At 67.0% G+C, this 24,237-nt stretch carries 27 protein-coding genes; 19 read left to right on the top strand and 8 right to left on the bottom strand.

Translation table 11 applies throughout. The annotated features are described in order from the left end of the window. The 3 genes from KHP16_RS17175 to KHP16_RS17165 all read left to right on the top strand — a co-directional run bounded on the left by KHP16_RS17175 (position 1) and on the right by KHP16_RS17165 (position 2,530). Positions 1 to 921: an ABC transporter permease gene (locus tag KHP16_RS17175; RefSeq protein ID WP_109580452.1), complete on the top strand. Its 921-nt coding sequence runs from the start codon at positions 1 to 3 to the stop codon at positions 919 to 921. Positions 922 to 975: 54 nt separating this feature from the next. Beyond that, a complete protein-coding gene (locus KHP16_RS17170; RefSeq protein WP_211960729.1) occupies positions 976 to 2,118 on the top strand; it encodes a BMP family ABC transporter substrate-binding protein in 1,143 nt (380 codons plus the stop codon). A gap of 118 nt (positions 2,119 to 2,236) precedes the next feature. Then, a complete protein-coding gene (locus KHP16_RS17165) occupies positions 2,237 to 2,530 on the top strand; it encodes a YkvA family protein (RefSeq protein ID WP_121490629.1) in 294 nt (97 codons plus the stop codon). Here the strand turns inward: KHP16_RS17165 and KHP16_RS17160 are convergent. From KHP16_RS17160 to KHP16_RS17150, 3 genes are read right to left on the bottom strand one after another with little or no spacing between them, the layout of a single operon-like run. After that, complete coding sequence (locus tag KHP16_RS17160) at positions 2,517 to 2,948, bottom strand: methylglyoxal synthase (protein WP_244835836.1); 432 nt, start codon at positions 2,946 to 2,948, stop codon at positions 2,517 to 2,519. The two genes, KHP16_RS17165 and KHP16_RS17160, sit on opposite strands and share 14 nt — an antisense overlap. A gap of 1 nt (position 2,949) precedes the next feature. Further along, complete coding sequence (locus KHP16_RS17155; protein ID WP_109580448.1) at positions 2,950 to 3,738, bottom strand: SDR family oxidoreductase; 789 nt, start codon at positions 3,736 to 3,738, stop codon at positions 2,950 to 2,952. Positions 3,739 to 3,776: 38 nt separating this feature from the next. Beyond that, the gene (locus KHP16_RS17150; protein WP_415831110.1) at positions 3,777 to 4,715 is read right to left on the bottom strand and encodes a DMT family transporter; all 939 of its coding nucleotides are present in this window, start codon (positions 4,713 to 4,715) and stop codon (positions 3,777 to 3,779) included. 191 nt (positions 4,716 to 4,906) lie between these two features. Here KHP16_RS17150 and KHP16_RS17145 point away from each other — a divergent pair, with 191 nt between their 5' ends. Then, the gene (locus tag KHP16_RS17145; RefSeq protein ID WP_211960728.1) at positions 4,907 to 5,917 is read left to right on the top strand and encodes a Bug family tripartite tricarboxylate transporter substrate binding protein; all 1,011 of its coding nucleotides are present in this window, start codon (positions 4,907 to 4,909) and stop codon (positions 5,915 to 5,917) included. 196 nt (positions 5,918 to 6,113) lie between these two features. Continuing rightward, positions 6,114 to 6,764 (top strand): uracil phosphoribosyltransferase, encoded by a 651-nt coding sequence (gene upp / locus KHP16_RS17140; RefSeq protein WP_109580445.1) that lies wholly within the window; start codon positions 6,114 to 6,116, stop codon positions 6,762 to 6,764. A 6-nt stretch (positions 6,765 to 6,770) separates the two neighbouring features. Here upp and KHP16_RS17135 read toward each other — a convergent pair whose 3' ends face one another. After that, positions 6,771 to 8,345 (bottom strand): helicase HerA-like C-terminal domain-containing protein, encoded by a 1,575-nt coding sequence (locus tag KHP16_RS17135; RefSeq protein ID WP_115952629.1) that lies wholly within the window; start codon positions 8,343 to 8,345, stop codon positions 6,771 to 6,773. Between the two features lie 150 nt (positions 8,346 to 8,495). Between KHP16_RS17135 and KHP16_RS17130 the strand changes: the two genes are divergently transcribed. The 12 genes from KHP16_RS17130 (at position 8,496) to KHP16_RS17075 (ending at position 19,365) form a co-directional block, all read left to right on the top strand. Continuing rightward, complete coding sequence (locus KHP16_RS17130; protein WP_109580443.1) at positions 8,496 to 9,221, top strand: YebC/PmpR family DNA-binding transcriptional regulator; 726 nt, start codon at positions 8,496 to 8,498, stop codon at positions 9,219 to 9,221. Positions 9,222 to 9,299: 78 nt separating this feature from the next. Continuing rightward, positions 9,300 to 10,568: a phosphoribosylamine--glycine ligase gene (gene purD, locus KHP16_RS17125; RefSeq protein ID WP_109580442.1), complete on the top strand. Its 1,269-nt coding sequence runs from the start codon at positions 9,300 to 9,302 to the stop codon at positions 10,566 to 10,568. 164 nt (positions 10,569 to 10,732) lie between these two features. Further along, a complete protein-coding gene (hemF, locus tag KHP16_RS17120; RefSeq protein WP_109580441.1) occupies positions 10,733 to 11,671 on the top strand; it encodes an oxygen-dependent coproporphyrinogen oxidase in 939 nt (312 codons plus the stop codon). Further along, complete coding sequence (locus KHP16_RS17115) at positions 11,668 to 12,405, top strand: nicotinate-nucleotide adenylyltransferase (RefSeq protein WP_211960727.1); 738 nt, start codon at positions 11,668 to 11,670, stop codon at positions 12,403 to 12,405. The genes hemF and KHP16_RS17115 overlap by 4 nt, the downstream gene beginning before the upstream one ends. A gap of 13 nt (positions 12,406 to 12,418) precedes the next feature. Next, positions 12,419 to 13,192 carry a ribosome silencing factor gene (gene rsfS, locus KHP16_RS17110; RefSeq protein ID WP_211960726.1) on the top strand — a complete coding sequence of 258 codons (774 nt, stop codon included), beginning with the start codon at positions 12,419 to 12,421 and terminating at the stop codon, positions 13,190 to 13,192. 38 nt (positions 13,193 to 13,230) lie between these two features. After that, positions 13,231 to 13,707, top strand: coding sequence for a 23S rRNA (pseudouridine(1915)-N(3))-methyltransferase RlmH (gene rlmH / locus KHP16_RS17105; RefSeq protein ID WP_109580439.1), 477 nt, complete (start codon positions 13,231 to 13,233; stop codon positions 13,705 to 13,707). Between the two features lie 44 nt (positions 13,708 to 13,751). Next, entirely contained in the window at positions 13,752 to 14,366 is a 615-nt protein-coding gene (locus KHP16_RS17100; RefSeq protein ID WP_109582593.1) for a Maf family protein, read from the top strand. Between the two features lie 16 nt (positions 14,367 to 14,382). Then, positions 14,383 to 15,846 carry a ribonuclease G gene (rng, locus tag KHP16_RS17095; RefSeq protein ID WP_109580438.1) on the top strand — a complete coding sequence of 488 codons (1,464 nt, stop codon included), beginning with the start codon at positions 14,383 to 14,385 and terminating at the stop codon, positions 15,844 to 15,846. Positions 15,847 to 15,907: 61 nt separating this feature from the next. Then, positions 15,908 to 16,762: a phosphonate ABC transporter ATP-binding protein gene (phnC, locus tag KHP16_RS17090; protein WP_211960725.1), complete on the top strand. Its 855-nt coding sequence runs from the start codon at positions 15,908 to 15,910 to the stop codon at positions 16,760 to 16,762. Between the two features lie 65 nt (positions 16,763 to 16,827). Next, positions 16,828 to 17,829 carry a phosphonate ABC transporter substrate-binding protein gene (gene phnD, locus KHP16_RS17085; RefSeq protein WP_109580436.1) on the top strand — a complete coding sequence of 334 codons (1,002 nt, stop codon included), beginning with the start codon at positions 16,828 to 16,830 and terminating at the stop codon, positions 17,827 to 17,829. Between the two features lie 146 nt (positions 17,830 to 17,975). Next, positions 17,976 to 18,776: a phosphonate ABC transporter, permease protein PhnE gene (phnE, locus tag KHP16_RS17080; RefSeq protein WP_109580435.1), complete on the top strand. Its 801-nt coding sequence runs from the start codon at positions 17,976 to 17,978 to the stop codon at positions 18,774 to 18,776. Between the two features lie 31 nt (positions 18,777 to 18,807). Beyond that, entirely contained in the window at positions 18,808 to 19,365 is a 558-nt protein-coding gene (locus KHP16_RS17075) for a phosphonate degradation HD-domain oxygenase (protein WP_211960724.1), read from the top strand. Positions 19,366 to 19,417: 52 nt separating this feature from the next. Here the strand turns inward: KHP16_RS17075 and phnN are convergent, their stop codons facing one another. The 4 genes from phnN to phnF form a co-directional block, all read right to left on the bottom strand. Further along, positions 19,418 to 19,939 (bottom strand): phosphonate metabolism protein/1,5-bisphosphokinase (PRPP-forming) PhnN, encoded by a 522-nt coding sequence (gene phnN / locus KHP16_RS17070; RefSeq protein WP_244214529.1) that lies wholly within the window; start codon positions 19,937 to 19,939, stop codon positions 19,418 to 19,420. 95 nt (positions 19,940 to 20,034) lie between these two features. Then, positions 20,035 to 20,778 (bottom strand): DUF1045 domain-containing protein, encoded by a 744-nt coding sequence (locus KHP16_RS17065; protein WP_211960723.1) that lies wholly within the window; start codon positions 20,776 to 20,778, stop codon positions 20,035 to 20,037. 12 nt (positions 20,779 to 20,790) lie between these two features. Next, positions 20,791 to 22,002, bottom strand: a complete 1,212-nt coding sequence (locus tag KHP16_RS17060; RefSeq protein WP_121490622.1) for an alpha-D-ribose 1-methylphosphonate 5-triphosphate diphosphatase — start codon at positions 22,000 to 22,002, stop codon at positions 20,791 to 20,793. 101 nt (positions 22,003 to 22,103) lie between these two features. Next, positions 22,104 to 22,838, bottom strand: coding sequence for a phosphonate metabolism transcriptional regulator PhnF (phnF, locus tag KHP16_RS17055; protein ID WP_109580431.1), 735 nt, complete (start codon positions 22,836 to 22,838; stop codon positions 22,104 to 22,106). A gap of 201 nt (positions 22,839 to 23,039) precedes the next feature. Here phnF and phnG point away from each other — a divergent pair, with 201 nt between their 5' ends. Beyond that, positions 23,040 to 23,555: a phosphonate C-P lyase system protein PhnG gene (gene phnG, locus KHP16_RS17050; protein ID WP_373561885.1), complete on the top strand. Its 516-nt coding sequence runs from the start codon at positions 23,040 to 23,042 to the stop codon at positions 23,553 to 23,555. Between the two features lie 43 nt (positions 23,556 to 23,598). Then, positions 23,599 to 24,237 (top strand): phosphonate C-P lyase system protein PhnH, encoded by a 639-nt coding sequence (gene phnH / locus KHP16_RS17045; RefSeq protein WP_109582590.1) that lies wholly within the window; start codon positions 23,599 to 23,601, stop codon positions 24,235 to 24,237.

The following is a 24,237-nucleotide window of genomic DNA, read 5'->3' as shown; positions in this document are numbered from 1 at the left end:
ATGGAACAACTCGCTCCCCTGATCGCCACCGCCATCAATGCCGGCACCCCGCTGCTGCTGGCCGCGCTCGGCCTGCTCGTCAACGAGCGCGCCGGCGTGCTCAACCTCGGCGCCGAGGGCATGATGCTCGTGGCTGCCGTGTTCGGCTTCATGGTCGGCTACCAGACGCAGTCCCCGATGCTCGGCTTCCTCGCGGGCGCCGGTGCCGGCATGCTCATGGCCACGCTGTTCTCGTGGCTGGCGCTCGTGCTGGCCACCAACCAGGTGGCGACGGGTCTCGCCCTGTCGATCTTCGGCACGGGCCTGTCCGCCTTCATGGGCCAGCGCTTCGTCGGCTATGCCATGCCCGCGCAGGCCAAGGCCGTGCCCGGCCTTGCGGACATTCCGTTCATCGGCCCGGCCTTCTTCCAGCAGCACTGGATGGTGTACTTCAGCCTGCTGCTGTGCGGCGCCATCATGTGGTTCCTGTTCCGGACGCGCGCGGGCCTCACGCTGCGTGCGATCGGCGAGTCGCCGGAATCCGCGCACGCGCTCGGCTATCCGGTGCGATGGATCCGCTTCGGCGCGCTGCTATTCGGCGGCGCCTGCTGCGGCCTTGCCGGCGCGTATCTGTCTCTCGTGTACACGCCGATGTGGGTCGAAAACCTTGTGGCGGGCCGCGGCTGGATCGCACTCGCGCTGACGACGTTCGCGACCTGGCGTCCGGGCCGCGTGCTGATCGGCGCCTGGCTGTTCGGCGGCGTGACGATCCTGCAGTTCTATCTGCAGGGCATCGGCATCGCGGTCGCGCCGCAGTTCCTGTCGATGCTGCCCTATGCCGCGACGATCGTGGTGCTCGCGCTGATCTCGCGCAATCCCGCATGGATTCGCCTCAATATGCCGGCCTCGCTGGGCAAGCCATTCCGCCCCGGCAATGCATGACACCGTAGTAACGCCATCCACAACACAACCAAGACCATCGCACAAGGAGAGATCATGAACGTTACACGCAGAACGACACTGGCGGCCATCGCGGCCACCACCGTCCTCGCGCTGGCGGGCTGCGGCAAGAAGGACGAGGCCCCGGCCGCGTCGGCAGGCCCCGCCTCCGCACCGGCCGCCGCCGCGGCGGGCGAACCGCTCAAGGTCGCGTTCGTCTACATCGGCCCGGTCGGCGATGCGGGCTGGACCTTCGCGCACGACGCCGGCCGCAAGGCGGTGGAAGCGAAGTTCGGCGACAAGGTGAAGACGTCGTACGTCGAGAACGTGCCCGAGTCCGCCTCCGACGCCGAGCGCGTGTTCCGCGATCTGGCCAGCCAGGGCAACAAGCTGATCTTCGGCACCACGTTCGGCTATCAGGAGTCGATGCTCAAGGTGGCGAAGGAATTCCCGGACGTGAAGTTCGAACACGCCACGGGCTTCAAGACCGCCGACAACCTCGCGCAGTACGACGTGCGCACTTATGAAGGCGCCTATCTCGCCGGCGTGGTTGCGGGCAAGATGAGCAAGAGCGGCAAGATGGGCGTGGTGGCATCGGTGCCTATTCCCGAGGTCATCCGCAACATCGACTCGTTCACGATCGGCGCGCGCAGCGTGAATCCGCAGGCGACGGTCAAGGTCGTGTGGGTCAACAAGTGGTTCGATCCGGGCAAGGAACGTGAAGCCGCGACCACGCTGATCGGCCAGGGCGTGGACATGCTGATGCAGAACACGGACTCGGCGGCCGTGGTGCAGACCGCGCAGGAGAAAGGCGTCTACGCTTTCGGCTGGGACAGCGACATGAGCAAGTTCGGCGAGAAGGCGCACCTCGCGGCGTCGGTCATCGACTGGGGCGTGTACTACACCAAGGTCGTCGACGACGTGCTGAACAAGCAGTGGAAGAACAGCACGATCTGGTGGGGCCTGAAGGAAGGCATGATCGACCTCAAGGGCTTCAACGGCGTCGTGCCGGCCGACGTGAAGACGCTCGTGGAAGAACGCAAGAAGGGCATTGTCGACGGCTCCGCGCCGATCTGGAAGGGTCCGATCAAGGACAACGCGGGCAAGGAACAGGTTGCCGCGGGCCAGACGGCCGACGACGCGTTCCTGCATAACGTGAAGTTCTACGTGGAAGGCGTGGAAGGCAACGTTCCGGGCTGACGCGTTGTGGTTGGCGCCGGGGTAAAACCCGGCGGAACTTGAAGCGGGAAAGAACGGCCCAAGCTAATTGCTTGGGCCGCGTGCGTTGCGCGGTCCGCGTGATCGAGGAGGCCCTTCCATGTGGAAACGCTTTTCCGCCTTGTGGACCATGATCCGCCGCGACGGGCGGATGCTGTGGTTTGCGCTGCGGCACCCTGACGCGCCCGTCTGGCTGCGTCCGGCCACCATCGCGTTGCTGGTCTACGCGGTGTCGCCGATCGACCTGATTCCCGACTTCGTCGCCGGCCTCGGCATCGTCGACGACGTGGTTCTCATTCCCCTTGCCGTCCATCTGATGCTGAAGCGCCTGCCGCCCCACATCCTGCGGCAGGCCAGCCTGCGCGCCACCGCGACGACGGTCAGGCCGCGGTAGACAGCTGCGCGAGCACCAGCTCGGCCGTCGCGAGATTGGTCGCGCACGGCACGTTGTGCACGTCGCACGCCCGCACCAGCGCGTTGATGTCCGGCTCGTGCGGCTGCGGCGTCATGGGATCGCGCAGGAAGATCACCGCGGTAACGCGCCCTTCCGCAAGCTGCGCGCCGATCTGCAGATCCCCGCCCCACGGGCCCGACAACATGCGCGTCACCGAGAGTCCCGTCTCGTCGGCGATGCGGCCGCCGGTCGTCCCGGTGGCCAGCAGCTCGCACTGCGAGAGGAACGCCCGATGCCGCTCCGCGAACGCCACGATGTCGTCCTTCTTGTGATCGTGGGCGATCAGCGCAATACGAACGACCGATGCGGAAGACGATGCGGAAGACGATGCGGATGACGCGGCGGGTGCGGACGCCATGTCACATCGTGCCCGGGAAGGCGCCGCCGTCGAGCAGCAGGTTCTGGCCCGTGATGAACCCCGCCTGCTTGCTTGCGAGGAACGCGCAGGCCGCGCCGAACTCGGCCGGCTCGCCGAAGCGGCGGGTCGGGTTGGCGGCGGCACGGCGTGCCGATACTTCGTCGATGGTCAGGTTGGCCTTCTTGGCCGCGCCTTCCATCGTCTTGTAGAGGCGGTCCGTATTGAACGGGCCGGGCAGCAGGTTGTTCACGGTCACGCCGTGCTGTGCCACTTCGCGCGCGAGGCCGGCGATAAAACCGGTCAGGCCCGAACGCGCGCCGTTCGACAGGCCCAGCACGTCGATCGGCGCCTTGACGGCACCGCTCGTGATGTTGATCACCCGGCCCCACTTGCGCTCGATCATGCCGTCGATGGTCGCCTTGATCAGTTCGATCGGCGTCAGCATGTTGGCGTCGATCGCGGCGATCCAGTCATCGCGCTGCCAGTCGCGGAAGTTGCCCGGAGGCGGGCCGCCCGCGTTGTTCACGAGGATGTCGAGGTTGCCGAGCTTGGCCACCGCGTCGAGCGCGAGCTTGCGGCCCTCCGGCGTGGTGATGTCGGTCGCCACCGCGATCACGCGGCGGCCGTGGCGCGCGCGCAGATCGGCCGCGGCCTTCTCCAGTGCCTCCGCGCCCCGCGCGACGATCACCACGTCGACGCCCTCGGCCGCGAGCGCATCCGCGCAGGCAAACCCGAGACCCTTGCTCGCGCCGCACACCAGCGCATGCTTACCGCGCAATCCGAAATCCATGTCTTCTCTCTCCGTTGGGTGTTGTGTGGTTGATTCAATCAGGTCTTGCGCGCGGACAGCAAATACATGCCCCCGAGCACCAGCGCGCTGCCGGCGAGCTGCACGCCGGTGACGGGCTCTCCAAGCAGCCAGAACGCGAGCGCCAGCGTGGACACCGGGCCGATCATGCCGGCCTGCGACGCCATTGGCGCGCCAATGCGCGCCACGGCGACCATCGTCATCGACACGGGCAGCACGGTGCAGAACACCGCGTTGATGACCGACAGCCACATCACCGGCGCCGGCTGCACCAGTTCGGCGAACGGACGGCCCAGCACCACGTACTGGATCGCGCAGCAGGCGGTGGATACGCACATCGCATACGCGACCAGCCGCAGCGAACCCACGCGCCGCACGAGCTCGCCGCTCAGAATCAGGTACACACCATACGACAACGCACTGCCGAGCACCAGTCCGCCGCCGAGCCATACCTGCGCGCCGCTCACGTCGAGGTCATGCGCGAAGACCAGCACGATGCCCGCATAGGCAAGCAGCAGGGAGATCCACTGGCGCGCATGGATCGGCCGGCGGAACACCAGCGCGGTGGTCAGGAGCACGAAAGACGGCGTCAGGAACAGGATCAGGCGCTCGAGGCCGGCCGTGATGTATTGCAGGCCGATGAAGTCGAGGAAGCTCGACAGGTAATAACCGATGAAGCCCAGAAACACCACGCGCCCGCGATCGGCCCATGACAGCGCGGGCAGCTTGCGCGCCTGCCACCAGCCGATGGCCATGAATAGCGGCACCGCGAACAGCATGCGCAGCGTGATGACCATCACGGCGTCCACGTCGTAGCGGTACATCAGCTTGGCGACGATCGCCTTGGCGGAGAACAGCACGGCGCCGACGGCGGCGACGGCCAACCCGTAGCGCTGCGCGGCGGCAACGTCCGCGGGTTGCGGAACGGATGGGGAGACGGATTTCTGGGAAGCGGTCACGGGGACGGTCTGCGATGCGGGCCGGCGGCGCAGGCGCGTGGGGACGCCTTGCGCCGGAACCCGCCGATTGTATGTCAAAAGGCGCAAGCACGAAGACGCCCCCTCCCCTACAATGGCTCGCGCGCGGTTCGCGTCACAAGCGCGGCCGGCGCCACGATAACCAGATTGCCATCATTGGAGACATTCGCGTCATGCCGTCCACCCATCGCCTCCGCCGCAGGCTGATTCAGTCCGTCCTGATTCCATCCGTCCTTAGCCTCCCCATATCGCTCGCCCTCGGGCTCCCGACCGCGCAGGCCGCCGATGCCTTCCCGTCCAAGCCGATCCGATTCGTCGTGCCCTACGCGGCCGGCGGCACCACCGACCTCGTCGCGCGCACCGTCGGCCAGCGCGTGGCGGAGAAGCTCGGGCAACCGGTCGTCATCGAGAACCGCCCCGGCGCGGGCGGCAATATCGGCATGGACGCGGTGGCCAAGGCCGCGCCCGACGGCTACACGATCGGCTTCGGCGCCATCTCGACCAACGCGCTCAACCCGCATATCTACAAGCACGTGCCGTTCGACCCGCGCAAGGACTTCACCGCGATCAGCCTGCTGGGCACCTCGACCATCGTGCTCGAAGTCAGCGAAAGCCTGCCCGTGAAGACGGTGCCCGAGCTCGTCGCCTACGCCAAGGCGCATCCGGGACTGACCTATGCGACCGCCGGCACCGGCACCTCGATGCACCTCGCCGGCGCCATGTTCTCGCAAATGACGCAGACAGGACTCGTGCACGTGCCGTACAAGGGCAGCAGCCCGGCCATTAACGACATGCTCGGCGGCCATCTGCAGGTGATGTTCGACAACCTGCCGGCCTCCCTGCCGCATATCCAGGCGGGCAAGCTCCGCGCGCTGGCGGTCGCCGGCAAGACGCGATCCCCGTCCCTGCCGAACGTGCCGACGCTTGCCGAGGCCGGTCTGGCCGGTTACTCGGTGGAGCCGTGGTTTGGCGTGTATGGCCCGCCCAATGTGCCGGCGCCCGTGGTACAGGCGCTCAATGCCGCCTTCGTCGAAGCGCTCGCGCGGCCGGACGTGCGCGACAAGCTCGTGCAGGCCGGCTTCAATCCGAAGGGGTCGAGCGCGGCCGAACTGCAGTCGCTCACGCAGACCGAGTACGACCGCTTCGGCAAGGTCGCGAAGGAAGCGGCCATTACCGTGGACTAGGCGCGCAACAGCGTGGCCAACCGCGTGGCCAACCGAGCGTCAACCGAGGGGTGGGGAGAAGACCGGACAGCGCGGTCGTGACCGGCCGGCGGCCAATGCCATTACAATCGCGCTGCATCGGGTCCGCGCCGGCCGAGCCGCGCGGCGCCCGCCCCTCATTTGCCGAGTCCCCTCGGCGGGACTCCAGACTGCCAGCATGAAACAAGATCCGCGCTTCCCCAACCTGTTCATCCTCGACCACCCGCTGATCCAGCACAAGCTCTCGCACATGCGCGACAAGGAAACGTCCACGCGCACGTTCCGCGAGCTGCTGCGGGAGATCACGCTGCTGATGGGTTACGAGATCACGCGCGACCTGCCGCTGACCACGCGCCATATCGAGACCCCGCTGACCCCGCTGGAAGCGCCCGTCATCGCCGGCAAGAAGCTCACGATCGTGCCCGTGCTGCGCGCGGGCGTGGGCATGAGCGACGGCCTCGTGGAACTGGTGCCGTCGGCGCGTATCGGCCATATCGGCGTGTACCGCGACGAGCAGCATCGTCCCGTGGAATACCTCGTGCGCCTGCCGGACCTCGAAGACCGCAGCTTCATCCTTTGCGATCCGATGGTCGCCACGGGCTATTCCGCCGCGCACGCGGTGGACGTGCTCAAGAAGCGCGGCGTGAAGGATGACGCCATCACGTTCGTCGCGCTTGTCGCCGCGCCGGAAGGCGTGGAAGTTTTCCAGAAGGCGCATCCGGGCGTGAAGCTGTTCGTCGCGTCGCTGGACAGCCACCTCGACGCGCACGCCTACATCGTGCCGGGCCTCGGCGACGCCGGTGACCGCCTGTTCGGCACCAAGAACTGAGCGGCGTTACTTTTTCCGTCCGGAACCCAGCAGACTGCCCAGCACGCCGCGAATCAACTCGCGGCCTACCTGCGAACCGACCGTGCGCGCCGCGGATTTGGCCATGGACTCGAGGATCGAGTCGCCGCGGCCGCTCTTGCCGGTGCCGCGCGTGAGCGTGCCGAAGATATCGCCGGCCTGACCGAGCCAGCCGCCTTGCTCCGCCGGCGCGTCCGTGGGGGCACCGGGCGGCGTGCCGACGGTTGACGCCTTGCCGCTGCGGCTCTTTTCGCCCCCACCGCCATTGCCATCCGCCGGCGCGGCATGCCCCGCGTCGCCGCGCAGTTTCTCGTAGGCCGACTCGCGGTCGATTGCCTTTTCATACGTGCCCGCGACCAGCGACGTGGCGATCAGTTGCTTCCGCTCGGCGTCGTCGATCGGCCCGATGCGGCTACCCGGCGCCAGCACCCATGCGCGTTCGGTAATGCCCGGAATGCCCTTGCCATCGAGGCATGAGACCAGCGCCTCGCCCACGCCGAGCTCGCCGATGACCTGCTCCAGCGACAGCTTCGGATTCGCGCGCATCGTCGTCGCGGCCACCTTGACGGCCTTCTGGTCGCGCGGCGTGAACGCGCGCAGCGCGTGCTGGACGCGATTGCCGAGCTGGCCGAGCACCGTGTCGGGAATGTCGAGCGGATTCTGCGTGACGAAGTACACGCCGACGCCCTTGGAACGCACGAGCCGAACCACCTGTTCGATCTTGTCGAGCAGACCCTTCGGCGCATCGTTGAACAGCAGGTGCGCCTCGTCGAAGAAGAACACGAGCTTGGGCTTGTCGAGGTCGCCCGCCTCGGGCAGCTTTTCGAACAGTTCCGACAGCATCCACAGCAGGAACGTCGCGTAAAGGCGCGGCGCGTTCATCAGCTTGTCGGCGGCGAGGATGTTGACGACGCCCTGCCCCTTTTCCGTCTGGATGAAGTCCTCGAGGTTCAGCATCGGCTCGCCGAAGAACTGGTCGGCGCCCTGCGACTCGAGCGCGACAAGTCCGCGCTGGATCGCGCCGATCGACGCCGCCGAGATGTTGCCGTACTCCGTGGTGAACTGCGAGGCGTTGTCCCCGACGTACTGGAGCATCGCGCGCAGGTCCTTGGCGTCGAGCAGCAGCAGGCCGTTGGCATCGGCGATGCGGAACACGAGGTTCAGCACGCCCTGCTGGGTGTCGTTGAGTTCGAGCATCCGCGACAGCAGCAGCGGCCCCATGTGGGACACCGTGGCCCGCACGGGGTGGCCTTTCTCGCCGAAGACATCCCAGAGCGTCGTCGGGCAGCCGCCCCAGACCGGTTCCGGCAGGCCATGCTCGGCCAGCCGCGCCTTGAGTTTCTCGGACGCCTGTCCCGGCTGGGAAATGCCGGTCAGATCACCTTTGACGTCCGCCATGAACACCGGCACGCCCAGGCGCGAGAAGCCCTGCGCGAGCGTCTGCAGCGTGACGGTCTTGCCGGTGCCGGTCGCGCCGGTGATGAGGCCGTGCCGGTTGCCCATCTCGGGCAGCAGCACCAGTTCGTGGTCGGCGTTCTTGGCTAGGAGGATGGGATCGGCCATGGGAGTCTCGGTTAGCACAGGCGGCCGTCAGGGCAAGGTGACCGCGTGATAAAATCCTGCGCTGATTATAGCCAGCAGGCTGGCACATCCATCACATGGTGCAGGGACATTGCTTCGCACCACCGCGCATCCGCCTCGGAGAAAAGAATCATGGCCGGTCATTCCAAATGGGCCAACATCAAGCACAAGAAAGCCGCCGCTGACGCCAAGCGCGGCAAAGTCTGGACGCGACTCATCAAGGAAATCACCGTGGCCGCCAAGCTCGGCGGCGGCGATGCCGACTCCAACCCGCGCCTGCGCCTGTCGATCGACAAGGCCATGGACGCGAACATGCCCAAGGACAACATCCAGCGCGCGATCCAGCGTGGCGTGGGTGGTCTGGAAGGCGCCAACTACGAAGAAATCCGCTACGAAGGCTACGGCCTGGCCGGTGCCGCGATCATCGTGGATTGCCTGACCGACAATCGCACGCGGACCGTGGCGGAAGTGCGCCACGCCTTCTCGAAGCATGGCGGCAACATGGGCGCGGAAGGCTCCGTGGCGTTCATGTTCACGCACTGCGGCCAGTTCCTGTTCGCGCCGGGCACGCCCGAGGACAAGCTCATGGAAGCGGCCCTCGAAGCGGGCGCCGACGACGTGGTCGGCAACGAGGACGGTTCGATCGAAGTCACCTGCCCGCCGAACGACTTCTCCGCCGTGAAGGCCGCGCTGGAAGCGGCCGGCTTCAAGGCCGAAGTGGCGGACGTCGTGATGAAGCCGCAGAACGAGGTGAGCTTCACGGGCGACGATGCCGTGAAAATGCAGAAACTGCTGGACGCCATCGAAAATCTCGACGACGTGCAGGAAGTCTTCACCAACGCGGTCATCGAGGAGTAACGCCTCGGCGCGACTCGAACCCCCGAAAACTCCCGAAACGGCCGCGGCCCGCATCCGTTTCTCATCTGGCAGTGGAACATGAAAGTATTGGTAGTCGGCTCCGGTGGCCGTGAACATGCGCTGGCCTGGAAGTTGGCCCAGTCGCCCAAGGTGCAGGTCGTCTACGTGGCGCCCGGCAATGGCGGGACGGCGCTCGACAAGCGCCTGCAGAACGTGCCGCTGACCGACCCCGAGGTGCTTGCCGCGTTCGCCGAGCGCGAGGGCGTGGCCTTCACCGTGGTGGGCCCCGAGGCGCCGCTGGCGCGCGGCATCGTGGACGTGTTCCGCGCGCGCGGCCTGCGCATCTTCGGCCCGACGCGCGCCGCCGCGCAGCTCGAGTCGTCGAAGGACTTCGCCAAGGCCTTCATGCATCGCCACAACATCCCGACCGCCGCGTACGAGACGTTCTCCGACGCCGCGCGCGCGCATGCCTATATCGATGCGCAGGGCGCGCCGATCGTGATCAAGGCCGATGGCCTCGCCGCGGGCAAGGGCGTGGTCGTGGCCATGACGCTCGAGGAAGCGCATGCGGCCGTGGACATGATGCTGGACGGCAACAAGCTTGGCGATGCGGGCGCCCGCGTCGTGATCGAGGAATTCCTCGAGGGCGAGGAAGCCAGCTTCATCGTGCTGGTCGATGGCAAGAACGTGCTCGCGCTGGCCACGAGCCAGGACCACAAGCGCCTGCTGGACGCCGATGCCGGCCCCAACACGGGCGGCATGGGCGCCTACTCGCCCGCGCCGGTGGTCACGCCCGCGCTGCATGCCCGCGCGCTGCGCGAGATCATCATGCCGACCGTGCGCGGCATGGAGAAAGACGGCATTCCCTACACGGGCTTCCTGTACGCGGGCCTGATGATCGACAAGGACGGCAACCCGAAGACGCTCGAGTTCAACTGCCGCATGGGCGATCCGGAAACGCAGCCGATCATGGCGCGCCTCAAGACCGACCTCGTCGATGTGATGGAAGCCGCGGTGACCATGCGCCTCGATGAAGTCGAGCTCGACTGGGACCGCCGGACCGCGCTGGGCGTGGTGATGGCCGCGTACAACTACCCGGACACGCCGCGCAACGGCGACGAGATCACCGGCATTCCCGCGGAAACGCCCGATGCGGTGACGTTTCACGCAGGCACCACGCTCCAGGATGGCAAGCTGCTGACCTCGGGCGGCCGCGTGCTGTGCGTGGTGGGCCTCGCCGACACGGTCAAGGCCGCGCAGAAGAACGCGTATGCCGCGGTGGAACAGATCCGGTTCGACGGCATGCAGTACCGGACCGACATTGGCTACCGGGCCATCCGCCGCTGAGGCTTCCCTCCTCCCCCGGCTGGCGCCACACGACCCGTGACGCGCAGCCAGCCGGTACAATCGTGACATGACATCACGATGACCGCCGACGTTGTTGATACCGACCGTCGGCGGTTTTGTTACCGGCCCATACGAGCCCTACGAGCCCATACGATCTCCCGATCATGATCGATACCCAGGCAGTCCGTGCCTATCTGCTCGGTCTGCAAGACCGCATCACCGACGCCATTGCGGCGGTGGATGGCCAGGCGTTCCTCACCGACGCCTGGGAGAAGCCGCCCACCGAGCGCCTGCGCGGCAGCGGCCGGACGCGGATCCTCGAAGGCGGTGCCGTGATGGAACGCGCGGGCGTGGGCTTCTCCGACGTGCGCGGCGACACGCTGCCCCCTTCCGCCACCGCCAACCGGCCGGAACTCGCGGGCCGCAGCTTCGAGGCGACCGGCGTCTCGCTGGTGTTCCATCCGCGCAATCCGTATGTGCCGACCGTGCACATGAACGTGCGCTGCTTCGTGGCCGTGAAGCCCGACGCGGAACCCGTGTGGTGGTTCGGCGGCGGCATGGACCTGACCCCCTATTACGGCGACACGCGCGACGCCGTGCATTTCCATCGCACTTGCGAACGGGCGCTGCATCCGTTTGGCGATGACCTGTATCCGCGCTTCAAGCAGTGGTGCGACGAGTATTTCTTCCTGCGCCACCGCGGCGAGGCACGCGGCATCGGCGGCGTGTTCTTCGACGACTTTTCCGCGCTCGGTTTCGATCGCAGCTTCGCGATGATGCAGTCCGTGGGCGATGCATTCCTCGATGCGTACCTGCCCATCCTGCAGGCGCGCAAGGACATGCCCTATGGCGAGCGCGAGCGCGACTTCCAGGCGTATCGCCGCGGCCGCTACGTCGAGTTCAATCTGGTGTTCGACCGCGGCACGCTGTTTGGCCTGCAGTCGGGCGGCCGCGCCGAATCGATCCTGATGTCGATGCCGCCGCAGGTCAGCTGGCGCTACGACTGGAAACCGGAGCCGGGCAGTGCGGAAGCCGCCCTGTATAGCGACTTCCTGCCGCCGAAGGACTGGCTCGGCATGGCGGGAAACGGCGGCGCGCAATGACCATTTCCGTGACAGCCGCCCATCGTTTCGATCGCCCCTATCGTCTCGGCATTCTCGGCGGCACGTTCGATCCGCCCCATCGCGGCCACGTCGCCCTGGCGCAACTGTTCATCGAACATCTCGGGCTCGACGAGCTCGTCTGGATTCCCACGGGCCAGTCTTGGCAGAAAGGCGACGACGTGACGCCCGCGGCCGACCGGCTCGCGATGACGGAACTGGCCGCGGCCGCCGTCGGCGATACCGCGGCCAAAGTCGGCGTCAGCCGCATGGAAGTCGATCGCGCGGGCCCCAGCTATACCATCGATACGGTGCGCCAGTTGCGCGAGCAATATGGCCCCGAAGCGTCGATGTCGTGGCTCATGGGCGCCGACCAATTGCTGCGCCTGCACACGTGGCACGGATGGGAAGACCTGTTCGAGCATGTGCACCTGTGCGTGGCCACGCGGCCGGGCTTCGACCTCGCCACGCTGGAAGGTCCCGTGCGCGCCAGCATGGCCGCGCGGCTGGCGGACAAGCACCTGATACAATCCACGCCCTCCGGCCGCATGTGGCTCGACCAGACGCTTGCCGTCGATCTGTCGTCCACCGGCCTGCGCGCCCGTCTGGCCAGTGGCGACACGCCGGATGCCCAGGCAGATGACCAGCTGCCCGAGGGCGTGGCACACTACATCGCGAGTCACGGTCTTTATCACAAGGCCCGGAGCGACTCGCCTCCCAACTCGAATCAAGGCTGAACAAGAACACACCATGGATATTAAGAAACTGCAACGCGCCATCGTCGACGGGCTCGAGGATGTCAAAGCGCAGGACATCAAGGTGTTCGACACCACTCACCTGACCGAGCTGTTCGACCGGGTGGTGATCGCCAGCGGCAATTCGAATCGGCAGACGAAGGCGCTCGCCGCCTCCGTCCGCGACACCGTGAAGGACGCCGGCGGCCATATCGTCGCTGTCGAGGGTCTGGAGACGGGCGAATGGGTGCTCGTCGACTGCGGCGACGCGGTCGTCCACATTCTGCAGCCGCAGCTGCGCCTGTACTACAACCTCGAGGAAATCTGGGGCGACAAGCCGGTGCGCATGAAGCTCTCCACCGGCAAGGGCCTGGCCAAGGCCAGCGAGCCGATGGACGACGAGGACGAGGAGGCGGCCGAACGCGCCCCGCGCGCGAAGCGCGCGACCAACCTCAAGCCGGCGCTGGCTCGCCTGCCCGAGGGCATGAAGGAACCCTCGCCGCCGATGGGCCACGAGGACACCGATCCGGACGCGCTGGCCACGATGGGCCGCAAGCCCGTCACGCGCAAGGCGTCCACGGGCGTTCCGGCGAAGGCGCCCGCGCGCAAGACCGCTGGCAAGACGACCGGGACGGCGACGCGCAAGACGGCGACGAAGAGCGCTGCGACCAAGACTGCTGCGACCAAGACCGCCACAGCCAAGACCGCCACGAAGACTGCAACAAAAACCGCGACCAAAACCGCGGCCAAGACCGCCGCGAAGACCGCCGCGCGCAAGCGCTCGGCCTGATCGGCAGGCGGTATCCGTAACGACCGGGCGATTTTTGCATGCAACTCGTGATCGTGGCCGTCGGCCACAAGATGCCAGCGTGGATCGAATCGGGCTTTGCAGAGTATGCCAAGCGGATGCCGCCCGAGCTGCGCATCGAACTGCGCGAGATCAAGCCGGAGGCACGGTCGTCGAGCAACAACGCCGCGACGGTCATGCAGCGCGAGGCGACCCGCATCGAGGCCGCCCTCGCCCCGCTGACGCGTCCGCGCATCGTCGCGCTGGACGAGCGCGGCAAGGACCTCACCACCGTCAAACTGGCCGAGCAACTGACCGGCTGGCAGCGTGAAGGCGGCGACGTGGCCTTTCTCATCGGCGGTGCCGATGGGCTCGATCCCGCGTTGAAGGCGCGCGCGAACACGCTGATCCGTTTGTCCAGCCTCACGCTGCCGCATGGCATGGTGCGCGTGCTGCTGGCCGAGCAGCTCTATCGCGCGTGGTCCGTGACCCAGAACCACCCCTATCACCGCGTCTGAGGCATCTGTCCGCCCGGCGTGGTGCCCAGCCCCTCCCCATGCCCATGGACCTGTCCCTCTACGACATCCTGTACCTCGCCTCCCAGAGCCCGCGCCGCCGTGAACTCCTCACGCAGCTGGGCGTGCGCTACGAACTGCTGCTCGCCGATGCCGCCGAGGACGCCGAGGCGCTCGAGGCCGTGCTGCCCGGCGAGTCGCCGGACACCTACGTGCAGCGCGTGTGCGCGCTCAAGGCGGAGGCCGCGCTGCAGCGCCGCCAGCGGCGAGGGTTGCCCGCGCGCCCGATCCTGACGTCCGACACCACGGTCTGCCGCGGCGGCGACATCCTGGGCAAGCCCGCCGATGCGGCCGAGGCGGCCGCGATGCTCGCCACGCTCTCCGGCACCACGCACCGCGTCCTGACGGCGGTGTCCGTGGTCTCCGTGGCCGGCACGCACCATGCGCTGTCGATCTCGGAGGTCACTTTCCGCACGCTTAGCGGGGAGGAGATCGATCGCTACGCCGCCAGCGGCGAGCCGCTCGGCAAGGCGGGTGCCTATGGCATTCAGGGCCGCGCGGCCGAGTTCATCGAACGTATCTCGGGAAGCTATTCGGGTATCATGGGACTGCCCCTGTTCGAGACGGCCGCGCTGTTGCGCGAGGCGGGATTGCGGTTCTGAGAAGATTGCCATCGCCATGACTGAAGACATCCTCGTCAACATCACTCCGCAGGAAACCCGCGTCGCCATCGTGCAGCAGGCCGCCGTCCAGGAACTGCACGTCGAGCGCACGCTCACGCGCGGGCTCGTCGGCAACATCTACCTCGGCAAGGTCGTGCGCGTGCTGCCCGGCATGCAGTCGGCGTTCATCGATATCGGACTCGAGCGCGCCGCCTTCCTGCACGTCGCCGACATCTGGCACCCCCGCGATCCCGACAACAAGAACGGCGTCCACCTCGCCATCGAGAAGACGCTGTACGAGGGCCAGGCGCTGATGGTGCAGGTCATCAAGGACCCCATCGGCACCAAGGGCGCGCGGCTCTCGACGCAGGTCAGCATCGCGGGCCGCACACTCGTGTATCTGCCGCAGGACCCCCATATCGGCATCTCGCAGCGCATCGAGGGCGAAGTCGATCGCGAAGCGCTGCGCGCGCGCGTGCAGGGCCTGGTGCCGACCGACGAACGCGGCGGTTTCATCGTGCGCACGATCGCGGAAGAAGCGAGCGACGATGAACTCGGCAACGATATCGCTTACCTGCGCAAGATCTGGTCGGCGATCAAGCTCAACGCGACGACGCTGCCCGCGCCGAGTCTGCTCTATCAGGATCTGAACCTCGCGCAGCGCGTGCTGCGCGATTTCATCAGCGACGCCACCGGCTCCATCCAGGTGGACTCGCGCGAGAACTATGTAAAGCTCGTCGAGTTCGCGCAGGAATACACGCCGGCTGTGCTGCCGCGCCTGTCGCACTACACGGGCGAACGGCCGATCTTCGACCTGTTCAACATCGACGCCGAGATCGAACGCGCGTTGTCGCGCCGCGTGGACCTGAAGTCCGGCGGCTATCTGATGATCGACCAGACGGAGGCGATGACAACGATCGACGTCAACACGGGCGGCTACGTCGGCGCACGCAATTTCGACGACACGATCTTCCGGACGAACCTCGAAGCCGCGCATACGATCGCGCGCCAGCTGCGTCTGCGCAACCTCGGCGGCATCATCATCATCGACTTCATCGACATGGAGAACGCCGAGCATCGCGATCAGGTGCTCGCCGAGCTCAAGAAGGCGCTGTCCCGCGACCGCACGCGCATCACGGTCAACAACTTCTCGCAGCTCGGCCTTGTCGAGATGACGCGCAAGCGCACCCGGGAATCGCTCGCCCACGTGCTGTGCGAACAGTGCCCCGTCTGCACGGGCAAGGGCCAGGTCAAGACGCCGCGCACGGTGTGCTACGACATCCTGCGCGAAATCATGCGCGAATCCCGCCAGTTCAACCCGCGCGAATTCCGCATCCTCGCCTCGCAGGAAGTCATCGACCTGTTCCTGGAGGAAGAAAGCCAGCATCTGGCGATGCTCGGGGATTTCATCGGCAAGCCCATTTCCCTGCAAGTGGAGTCGACGTTTCATCAGGAGCAGTACGACATCATCCTGATGTAGCGTCATCGTTCTGTCATCCACCCCCTCCAGAATGCGCCGTGTCATTCAACGAGGAGTGGACATGACGCATGCAATCGAGGTCCGCGGGCTCTCGAAAACTTTCCGGGCCGATCGCAAGGCACTCGACGACGTCTCGCTGCAGGTGGCACCGGGCGAGATGGTCGCATTGCTGGGTGCCTCGGGCTCCGGCAAGTCCACGCTGCTGCGGCACGTGGCGGGATTCGTCACGGGCGATGCCGGCGCTGGCGAAATTCTCGTCAATGGCCGCGTGGTGCAGCGTAACGGCCGCCTGGCGCGCAATGTGCGCGCCGTGCGTGCCGAAATCGGCTTCGTTTTCCAGCAATTCAACCTGGTGGGCCGCCTGCCGCTACTGACCAACGTGCTCGTCGGCATGCTGACGCGCGTGCCGAAATGGCGCAGCCTGTTGCGCATTTTCCGGGCAAACGAAGTGCAGGCCGGTCTGGAAGCCCTTGCTCAGGTTGGTATAGACGACTATGCGTTTCAGCGCGCCTCGACGCTATCGGGCGGCCAGCAGCAGCGCGCCGCGATCGCGCGCACGCTCGTGCAAAACGCCAACGTGGTTCTTGCCGACGAGCCGATCGCCTCGCTCGATCCGGAATCGTCGCGCCGCGTGATGACGCTGCTGGCGCAGATCAATCGCACGCGCAAGGTGGCCGTGGTCGTGTCCCTGCACCAGGTGGATGTGGCCATGCGTTATTGCCCCCGCGTCGTGGCGCTGCGCCACGGCAAGGTGGTCTACGACGGCCCCTCCGCCGCGCTCACCGCGTCGATGCTGCGCGATCTCTACGGCACGGAAGCCGACGAACTGCTGCACGACACACACCACGGCGCGCATGACGGCAAGGCCGGCGCCGACGAACGCGTGACCGCGCCCGCCGTGATGGCCGCCGTCTGATCCGCCGCCCGATTCCGCATTTTTCCCGCGCTTTTCACTCAACGTTTTCACATCCGGAGTCCCCCATGCTTCGCAGAACCTTTTTCGCCGCCGCCGCGGCCATGACCGTCGTGGTGGCCGGCACCGTTGCCACGCCCGCGCTGGCTCAGGACGCCAAGGTCATCAATATCGGCTTCATTTCGACGGAATCGTCGTCGAACCTCAAGAATGCATGGCAGCCGGTGATCGACGACCTGAGCAAGGCGCTCGGCGTGCAGGTCAAGCCGTTCTTCGCGTCGGACTACGCCGGCATCATCGAAGGCATGCGCTTCAACAAGGTGCAGGTCGCCTGGTTCGGCAACAAGTCGGCCATCGAAGCCGTGGACCGCGCCAACGGTGAAGTGTTCGCGTCGGTCATCGACAAGGACGGCAACCCGGGCTACTGGTCGGTGCTGCTGGTCAACAAGGACAGCGACCTGAAGTCGGTCGAGGACGTGATCCGCCGCGGCAAGGACCTGTCTTACGGCGCCGGCGATCCCAACTCGACGTCGGGCACCGCGGTGCCGGGCTACTACCTGTGGGCCGCCAACAAGGTCGAGCCGAAGACGCTGTTCAAGGCCGTGCGCATCGCCAACCATGAAACCAACCTGCTGTCGGTGATGAACAAGCAGGTGGACGTGGCGGTGGCCAACACCGAAGCCATCGAGCGCTATCGCATCAGCACCGGCAAGAACGCCCTCGATCAGGTGCGCGTGCTGTGGAAGTCGCCGCTGATTCCGGCGGATCCGCTCGTCTACCGCAAGGACCTGCCGGCCGACACGAAGGCCAGGATCAAGACGTTCTTCGTGAACTACGGCAAGGGCCCTGACGCGGCGCGCGAGAAGCAGCTGCTCTCCGCGCTGACGTATCAAGGCTTCCGTCCTTCCACGGATGCGCAGCTCGTGCCGATTCGCCAGCTCGACCTCGCCAAGGAGAAGGCGAAGATCGAAGCCGATACGTCGATGGCTGCCGCCGACAAGGAAAAGCAACTCGCTGACGTTTCGCGCCGTCTGGCCGAGCTCGACAAGCTCGCCGCCAGCGCGCAGTAACCAGGCGCCGCCCCCCGCGCGAAGCCGGCCGCATATGTCTTATACGCGCGTATGTCTTATAGGCGCATATGTCTTATAGGCACATACGTCGCCGGCTTCGCGCATCGCGGTCCGCACCGTCTCACCCGTATACCCCTATTCCCGCCATGTCCCTCTCCGCCACGCCCACCAATCCCACGACTGTGCGGCCGCCGCGCACGTCGCTCGCCGTGATGCTGATCTGGGCCATCCTGCTGGCCACGCTCGCCGTGTCGTGGAAAGGCGCGGACATGCGTCCGCTCGACCTGCTGAACGACTCCGGCAACATGGCCAGGTTTGCCGCCGACTTCTTCCCGCCCGATTTCCGCGAGTGGCGCCACTACCTCGACGAAATGTTCGTCACGGTGCAGATCGCCGTCTGGGGGACCGCGCTCGCGGTCGTGATGGCCGTGCCGCTGGGCCTGCTCTGCTCGGCCAATATCGTGCCGCCGTGGATCTACCAACCGGCCCGTCGCCTGATGGATGCGTGCCGCGCCATCAACGAGATGGTCTTCGCGATGCTGTTCATCGTGGCCGTCGGCCTCGGCCCGTTCGCGGGCGTGCTCGCGATCTGGGTGCATACGACGGGCGTGCTTGCCAAGCTGTTTGCCGAAGCGGTCGAGGCGATCGATCCGCGTCCCGTCGAAGGCGTGCGCGCGACGGGCGCGGGCCCGATCGAGGAGATCGTCTATGGCGTGATTCCGCAGGTGTTGCCGCTGTGGCTCTCGTTCGCGCTATATCGCTTCGAATCGAACGTGCGATCGGCCTCGGTGGTGGGCATCGTCGGTGCGGGTGGCATCGGCACCGTGCTGTGGGAGATCATCCGCAGCTTCCAGTATGGGCAGACCTGCGCGGTGATGATCATCATCGTGCTGTTCGTGACCGCCATCGACATGCTGTCCGCGCAGATTCGCAAGGTGCTCGTCTGAGCCACACGACCTCTTTCACATCGCCACGTTCATGACCCCAACCCCGACCCTCACGCTCGCGCAGATCGAAACGCTGTTTGCGAACCACGGCACCAACTACTACGGTGACGAGGCCATCAGCCAGACCGCGCACGCGCTGCAATGCGCGCAACTGGCCGAGCAGGCCGGCGAGCCGGAAGCGCTGATCGTCGCGGCGTTGCTACACGATGTGGGGCACCTGATGCTGGCCGAGAGCTCGACGACGGACATGCGCCATCAGGAGGCCGCCGCGGGCGCGCTGGCCGCGTTGTTCGACGATGCGGTGACGGAGCCCGTGCGGCTGCATGTGGCGGCCAAGCGCTATCTCTGCGCGCGCGATGCGGGCTATCACGATACGCTGTCGCCGGCTTCGGTGCATAGCCTCGTGCTCCAGGGGGGACCGTTCGACGAGACGAAGGCCGATGCCTTTGCGCAGCAGCCGCATGCGCTGGCGGCCGTGCGGTTGCGGCGCTATGACGACCTGGCAAAGGTCGTCGGTCTGGAGACGCCGCCGCTGTCGCACTACATGGCGATGGCCGCGCGCTGCACGCGGGCGAACGCCGCGGCATAACGCACACACCTGCCCTCTCCTGCTCGGAGAGGGCGCCTACAACGTTCAGGCATCAACCGGCGACGATCGTCGCCAGCCGCGCGACGGCGTCGTCGAGCGCGCCGCTGTTGTCGAGCTCGACAAGGCGGCAATCCGCAGGCACATCGAAGGGCTGCGTCGCGCGCGCCAGGCGTGCGGCGATCGCGGACTCGGATTCGCGGCCGCGCTGCCGCAGCCGCTTGCCAAGCACCTCCGGCTGCACGCGCACATGCACGGCGACCAAGGCCGGATAGCGCGCCACCGCATGCCGCAGATACTCGCGCGAGCCGTTGACGATCACGCGGAGGCCTCGCGCGAGCCATGCCTCGATCTCGATACCGATGCCATAGTGCAGGCCATGGCTCTGCCAGTGCAGCGCCATGCAGCCCAGCGCCTCGCGCCGCTGGAATTCCTCGGTCGACAGCGCCACCGAAGCTTCGTTGGCGTCGGCCTCGCGCGTGATGTAGCGATGCGCGATCACGATCCGGTCGTCGTGGCCCAGCCGCTCGCGCAAGGCGCGCAGCAGCGAGTCCTTCCCGCTGCCCGACGGGCCCATCACGTAGAACAGTCCGCTGCCCCGATGGGGCCCATGGGTGGGAACAACAGCCGGAACAACAGCGGGGACGCCAGCGCGCCGCGACATGCCGGGCATCATGGCGCCATGTACGCGGCGCCCGCGCCATCGGTGACGGAGCCGTCGAACCCGTAGTGCCGGGCGACGAGGAAGTCTTCGCCGCGCGCTGGCTGGACGAACACCGCGATGCCGTCGACATGCAGTGGCACATCGCGCAGGGGAGCGGCCAGGCGCTCGAGCAGCGACATGGCGTCGCGCAACTCCGGCTCCGGCACCATGCCCGTCAGCGTGATATGGAACACGAACGTCTCGAAGAGATAGGGGTAGCCCCACCGCGCAAGCATGTCGCGTTGCGCATCGCCGAGCCGCGCGGGGTTGCGCCGCGCGATCTCTTCGGGCGTGGCGGGAGCACGAAAACGCTCGAACGCGCGGACGGCATCGTCGGCCAGCGCATGCATCTGCTGCCTGCCATGGGGATGTTCAGCGAGGCACCATGCGATAAAGCCACGCAAAGCGCGAAGCGCGAGGGGCACGTCGAACGCCGGGCGGCCCTGCGCGAAGGCACGCGCGGCGGCATCGAGCATCGTGGCGTCGGTGCCCTCGGCCAACCGGAACGGCGGCTTCAGCGTGGCGTGCAGCCCGTAATGCGCCGGCGCCCCGACCCATGCCTTCCGGCGGGGATCGTCGGGGACGGGGATGGGCGCGGACACGAGCGCGCCAGCATCCAGTCCCTTGTCCGGGCAGCGCCCCAGCCATTGCGCCCCAAGCGTGCGGAACGGTTCCGCAGGAGCAAGATAGATCGCGTAGCGATGTGCCTGCATGCCCCGCCCCGCTTAAGCCGCGAGCGAGGCGCGGCCCGTGGCGAGCGTGTCCGCATCGACGAGCGTCAGCGGCAGCGTCGCGTGCCGCAACTGGCCGCCGACGATCGCGGCGCACACGCGCGGCAGCCCCGGCAGGCTGTCATCGACGAGGATGGCATCGGCACGCAGGCCCGGCAGCAGCACGCCGCGGTCGGTGAGCCCGCCCGCGCGCGCGGGATTGCGCGACACGAGGTTCCACGCGCTCGCGAGGTCCACCACCCCAAGCTGCGCAAGCTTGAAGGCAGCCTGCAGCGGCGCGGGATAGTAGTAATCGGAGGCCAGTACCGTACACAGCCCCGCACCGACCATCTCGGTCGCGTTGGGCGCTCCGGTATGACTCTGCCCGCGCATGACGTTCGGCGCGCCGAACACCGTCTCGTTGCCAAGCTGGCGCGCCGAACGCGCCGCGTCGACGGTCAGCGGAAACTCGGCGATCGCGCAGCCCTGCTGATGGTAATGCTGACGCGTGGCCACATCCGGGTCATCGTGCGAGGCCACGGGCAGGCCGGCCGCGCGCGCGGCGGCGATCAGGCGCGCCATCGCGGCGGGCACGTCGGGCGCATTGCGGCTGGCCGCGCGCAGGCGTTCGCGGAACGTCTCCACGTCGCACTCGGCGCGATCGGCGTACTGGGCCATCTTGCGCTCGTCGGTCATGCGGCGCGCGGTCGTCGGCAGATGGTCGTTGATCGCAAGCAGGCCCACGCGGCCATCGGCAATCCACGACATCGCGGTGTCCAGGCCGGACAGGTGGTACGCCTCGAAGCGCAGATGCACGCGGTGCGAGGCGCCGAGCGTGTGCTGAAGCTGTGCGAGCGCGTCGAACATACGCAGCGCGTAGGCTTCTCCCCGCAATCCGCCTTCCCACGACAGCGTAACGCCATGAAACTCGGTGGTGATGCCATGCGCGAGCAGCTGGCGATCGACGTCGATCAGCGCGCTCGCGTACGGAAAGCTCACGCCGGGGCGCGGCATGACCGCACGCTCGAATGCGTCGCCGTGGATATCGACGATGCCCGGCAGCACGAGCAGGTTGCCCGCGTCGATGCAGGCGCCGCCGCGCGACGGCTGTTCGGCCAGGCGCGTCCCGTCGATGCCGAGCGTTGCGGGAGCGATACCGCCCGTGCCCAGCACGCGGCGGCCCGTGATGCCGGCGAGCGGCGGATGGGTGTAGGAGGTCGTATGCATGAACGTCACGTTACCGTTGAGACATGACAAACAGATGTCTAGACGATTAAGCCAGGCCCGCCACACATCCCGCGCGCCCCCAAATTACCATTCGTTCGTTACTAGTCGTTGTCGCTGACCGTCAGTTGCACCCAGTCGCCCGCAAACCGCGTCATGCTGTACTGCAGCGGCTCGCCATCGAGGTCCACGTTCAGCGCTTCCACCTGCAACACGGGCCGCGTCTTCGGCTGGCTCAGCAGGCGCGCGACCGGTGCGGAGGGCATGGCTGCCGTGATGCGCGACCATTTGCGGGTGTAGTCCGCAATGCCGTAATGCGACAGCGCGCGCGAGATCGAGTGGGTCTCGTGGAGCCGTTCGGCAAGTTCCGGAAACCGCGCGGGATCGAAATAATGCTCCGCCACGTCGATCGTCCGGTCTTCGGCCTTGCCAATCATCTGCACATGCAGGATCTGCGCCGTGCGAGACAGGCCAAGATGCTTCGCGACCTCCGGCGCCCGCAGCAACTGCGATTCGACGATCTCCAGGTGGCCCCGCATGCCCTGCGCCGCAAGGTTGCGCGAGAAACGCGTGCGCCGGCCGATCGCATAGTCGATCGCATGCTCCTGCACGAACGTGCCGCGCCCCTGCTCGATGCGAACCAGCCCGCTGAGCTCCAGCTCGCCCATCGCACGGCGAATCGTATGGCGATTGACCGCGAATCGTGTGGCCAGCTCGGGCTCCGGCGGCAGCTGCTCGCCAGGCCCATACAGTTTGTTGCGAATGTCATCCGCCAGCGCTTCACCGATCTGGCGCCACACGGCCACCCCGGAGCCGCGTTCGACTTCCCGTTCAGACATCTCGTCCCGCCTCGTGTCATCAAGCATTCATCAAAACCATGCGATTGTGCCTCAGCGCGGCGCGGGCCGCGAGCCGATGTGCGGGGTGGATTGTGAGGTGGAGCGCATCATCCGGCGCGTCATCAAAGCGTCATCCGCGTGTGGTCTAGTAGCGCCCAGTTGTGTTAGTGTACATCTAAACGTATAGACGTATAGGGGTAAATGATGAAGACCCAGGATACCGGCGGGATGGCCGATAGCGCAAACAGCGCCCGCGCCGCATGGATGCGCATCCTCGCGCTCTCCGGCCCGGACGCGCTGGACGCCGCATGGGACCGCTTGTGGGACGCCTCCCCTGGCGAAGGCGCGCCGATGCCCACCTACCGCTTCCTGCGCAAGCCCGAGAGCGGCATGGCCATGGTACGCGCCCGCGCCGGCGGCACCGGCGCGCAGTTCAATCTCGGCGAGATGTCGGTCACGCGCTGCGCGGTCGTGCTGGACGCCGATGGCATCGCGGGCGTGGCCTACCTTCAGGGTTGCGGCGGCCGCGGCGCGCGCCACGCGGAACGCGCGGCCGTTCTCGACGCGCTGCTGCAACTGCCGGCATGGCACGACCGCGTGCACACCGCCGTCATCGCGCCGCTCGACGCCGCCCTCGCGGCCCGCGCCACGCGCGAAGCCGCCGAGGCCGCGCGCACGCGCGTCGAGTTCTTCACGATGGCGCGCGGCGAGGACTGACATGACCGCCAGCATCGCGCCCAATACTCCCGCACACGCCACCATGGCCACCCTGAATTCCCAGACTCTCACGGCTGCTTCGGGTCCGTCGCTGCTGCCCGGCTTCGACGATCCCGTCGATAACGCGCAACAGGTCTTCCGCGCGGCGCTCGATGCGTTCGCACATCCCGGCACCGTTCAGCCGCTGCCCGTTGCGAGCACCGGCTTGCCCGACGGCCTCTCCCCGGCCATGACCGCACTACTGCTCACGCTCGCGGACAGCGACACGCCCGTCTGGCTGCCCGCCGATATCGGCACGGCCGCCCGCGCATTCCTGCGTTTCCACTGCGGCTGCCCGCTGGCCGAGACCCTTGCGCAGGCGACGTTCGTCTGCGTGCCCGCGGGCTATGCGATGCCGCCCCTCGCGCAATGCGCGCAGGGGGACCCCGCCTATCCCGATCGCTCGGCGACGCTGCTCATCGAAGTGGCCGCCCTTCACAATGCCAACGCGCACGATGACCGCTACATCCTGCGCGGCCCCGGCATCGAAACCACGCAGACGCTGCACACCGTGGGCCTGCCCAACGACTTCCCAGCGCAATGGCGCGCCAATAACGCGGGCTTTCCGCTCGGCGTGGATTTGCTGCTGACCGCTGGCGACTGCTTCTGCGCGCTGCCGCGCACCACGCATCTGGAGGCCTGA

The sequence above is a fragment of the Cupriavidus plantarum genome (genome assembly GCF_905397285.1).
Lineage (GTDB): Bacteria > Pseudomonadota > Gammaproteobacteria > Burkholderiales > Burkholderiaceae > Cupriavidus > Cupriavidus plantarum.
The sequence above is the reverse complement of the archived record's forward strand: the minus strand, read 5'-3'. Positions and strand labels throughout refer to the sequence as shown.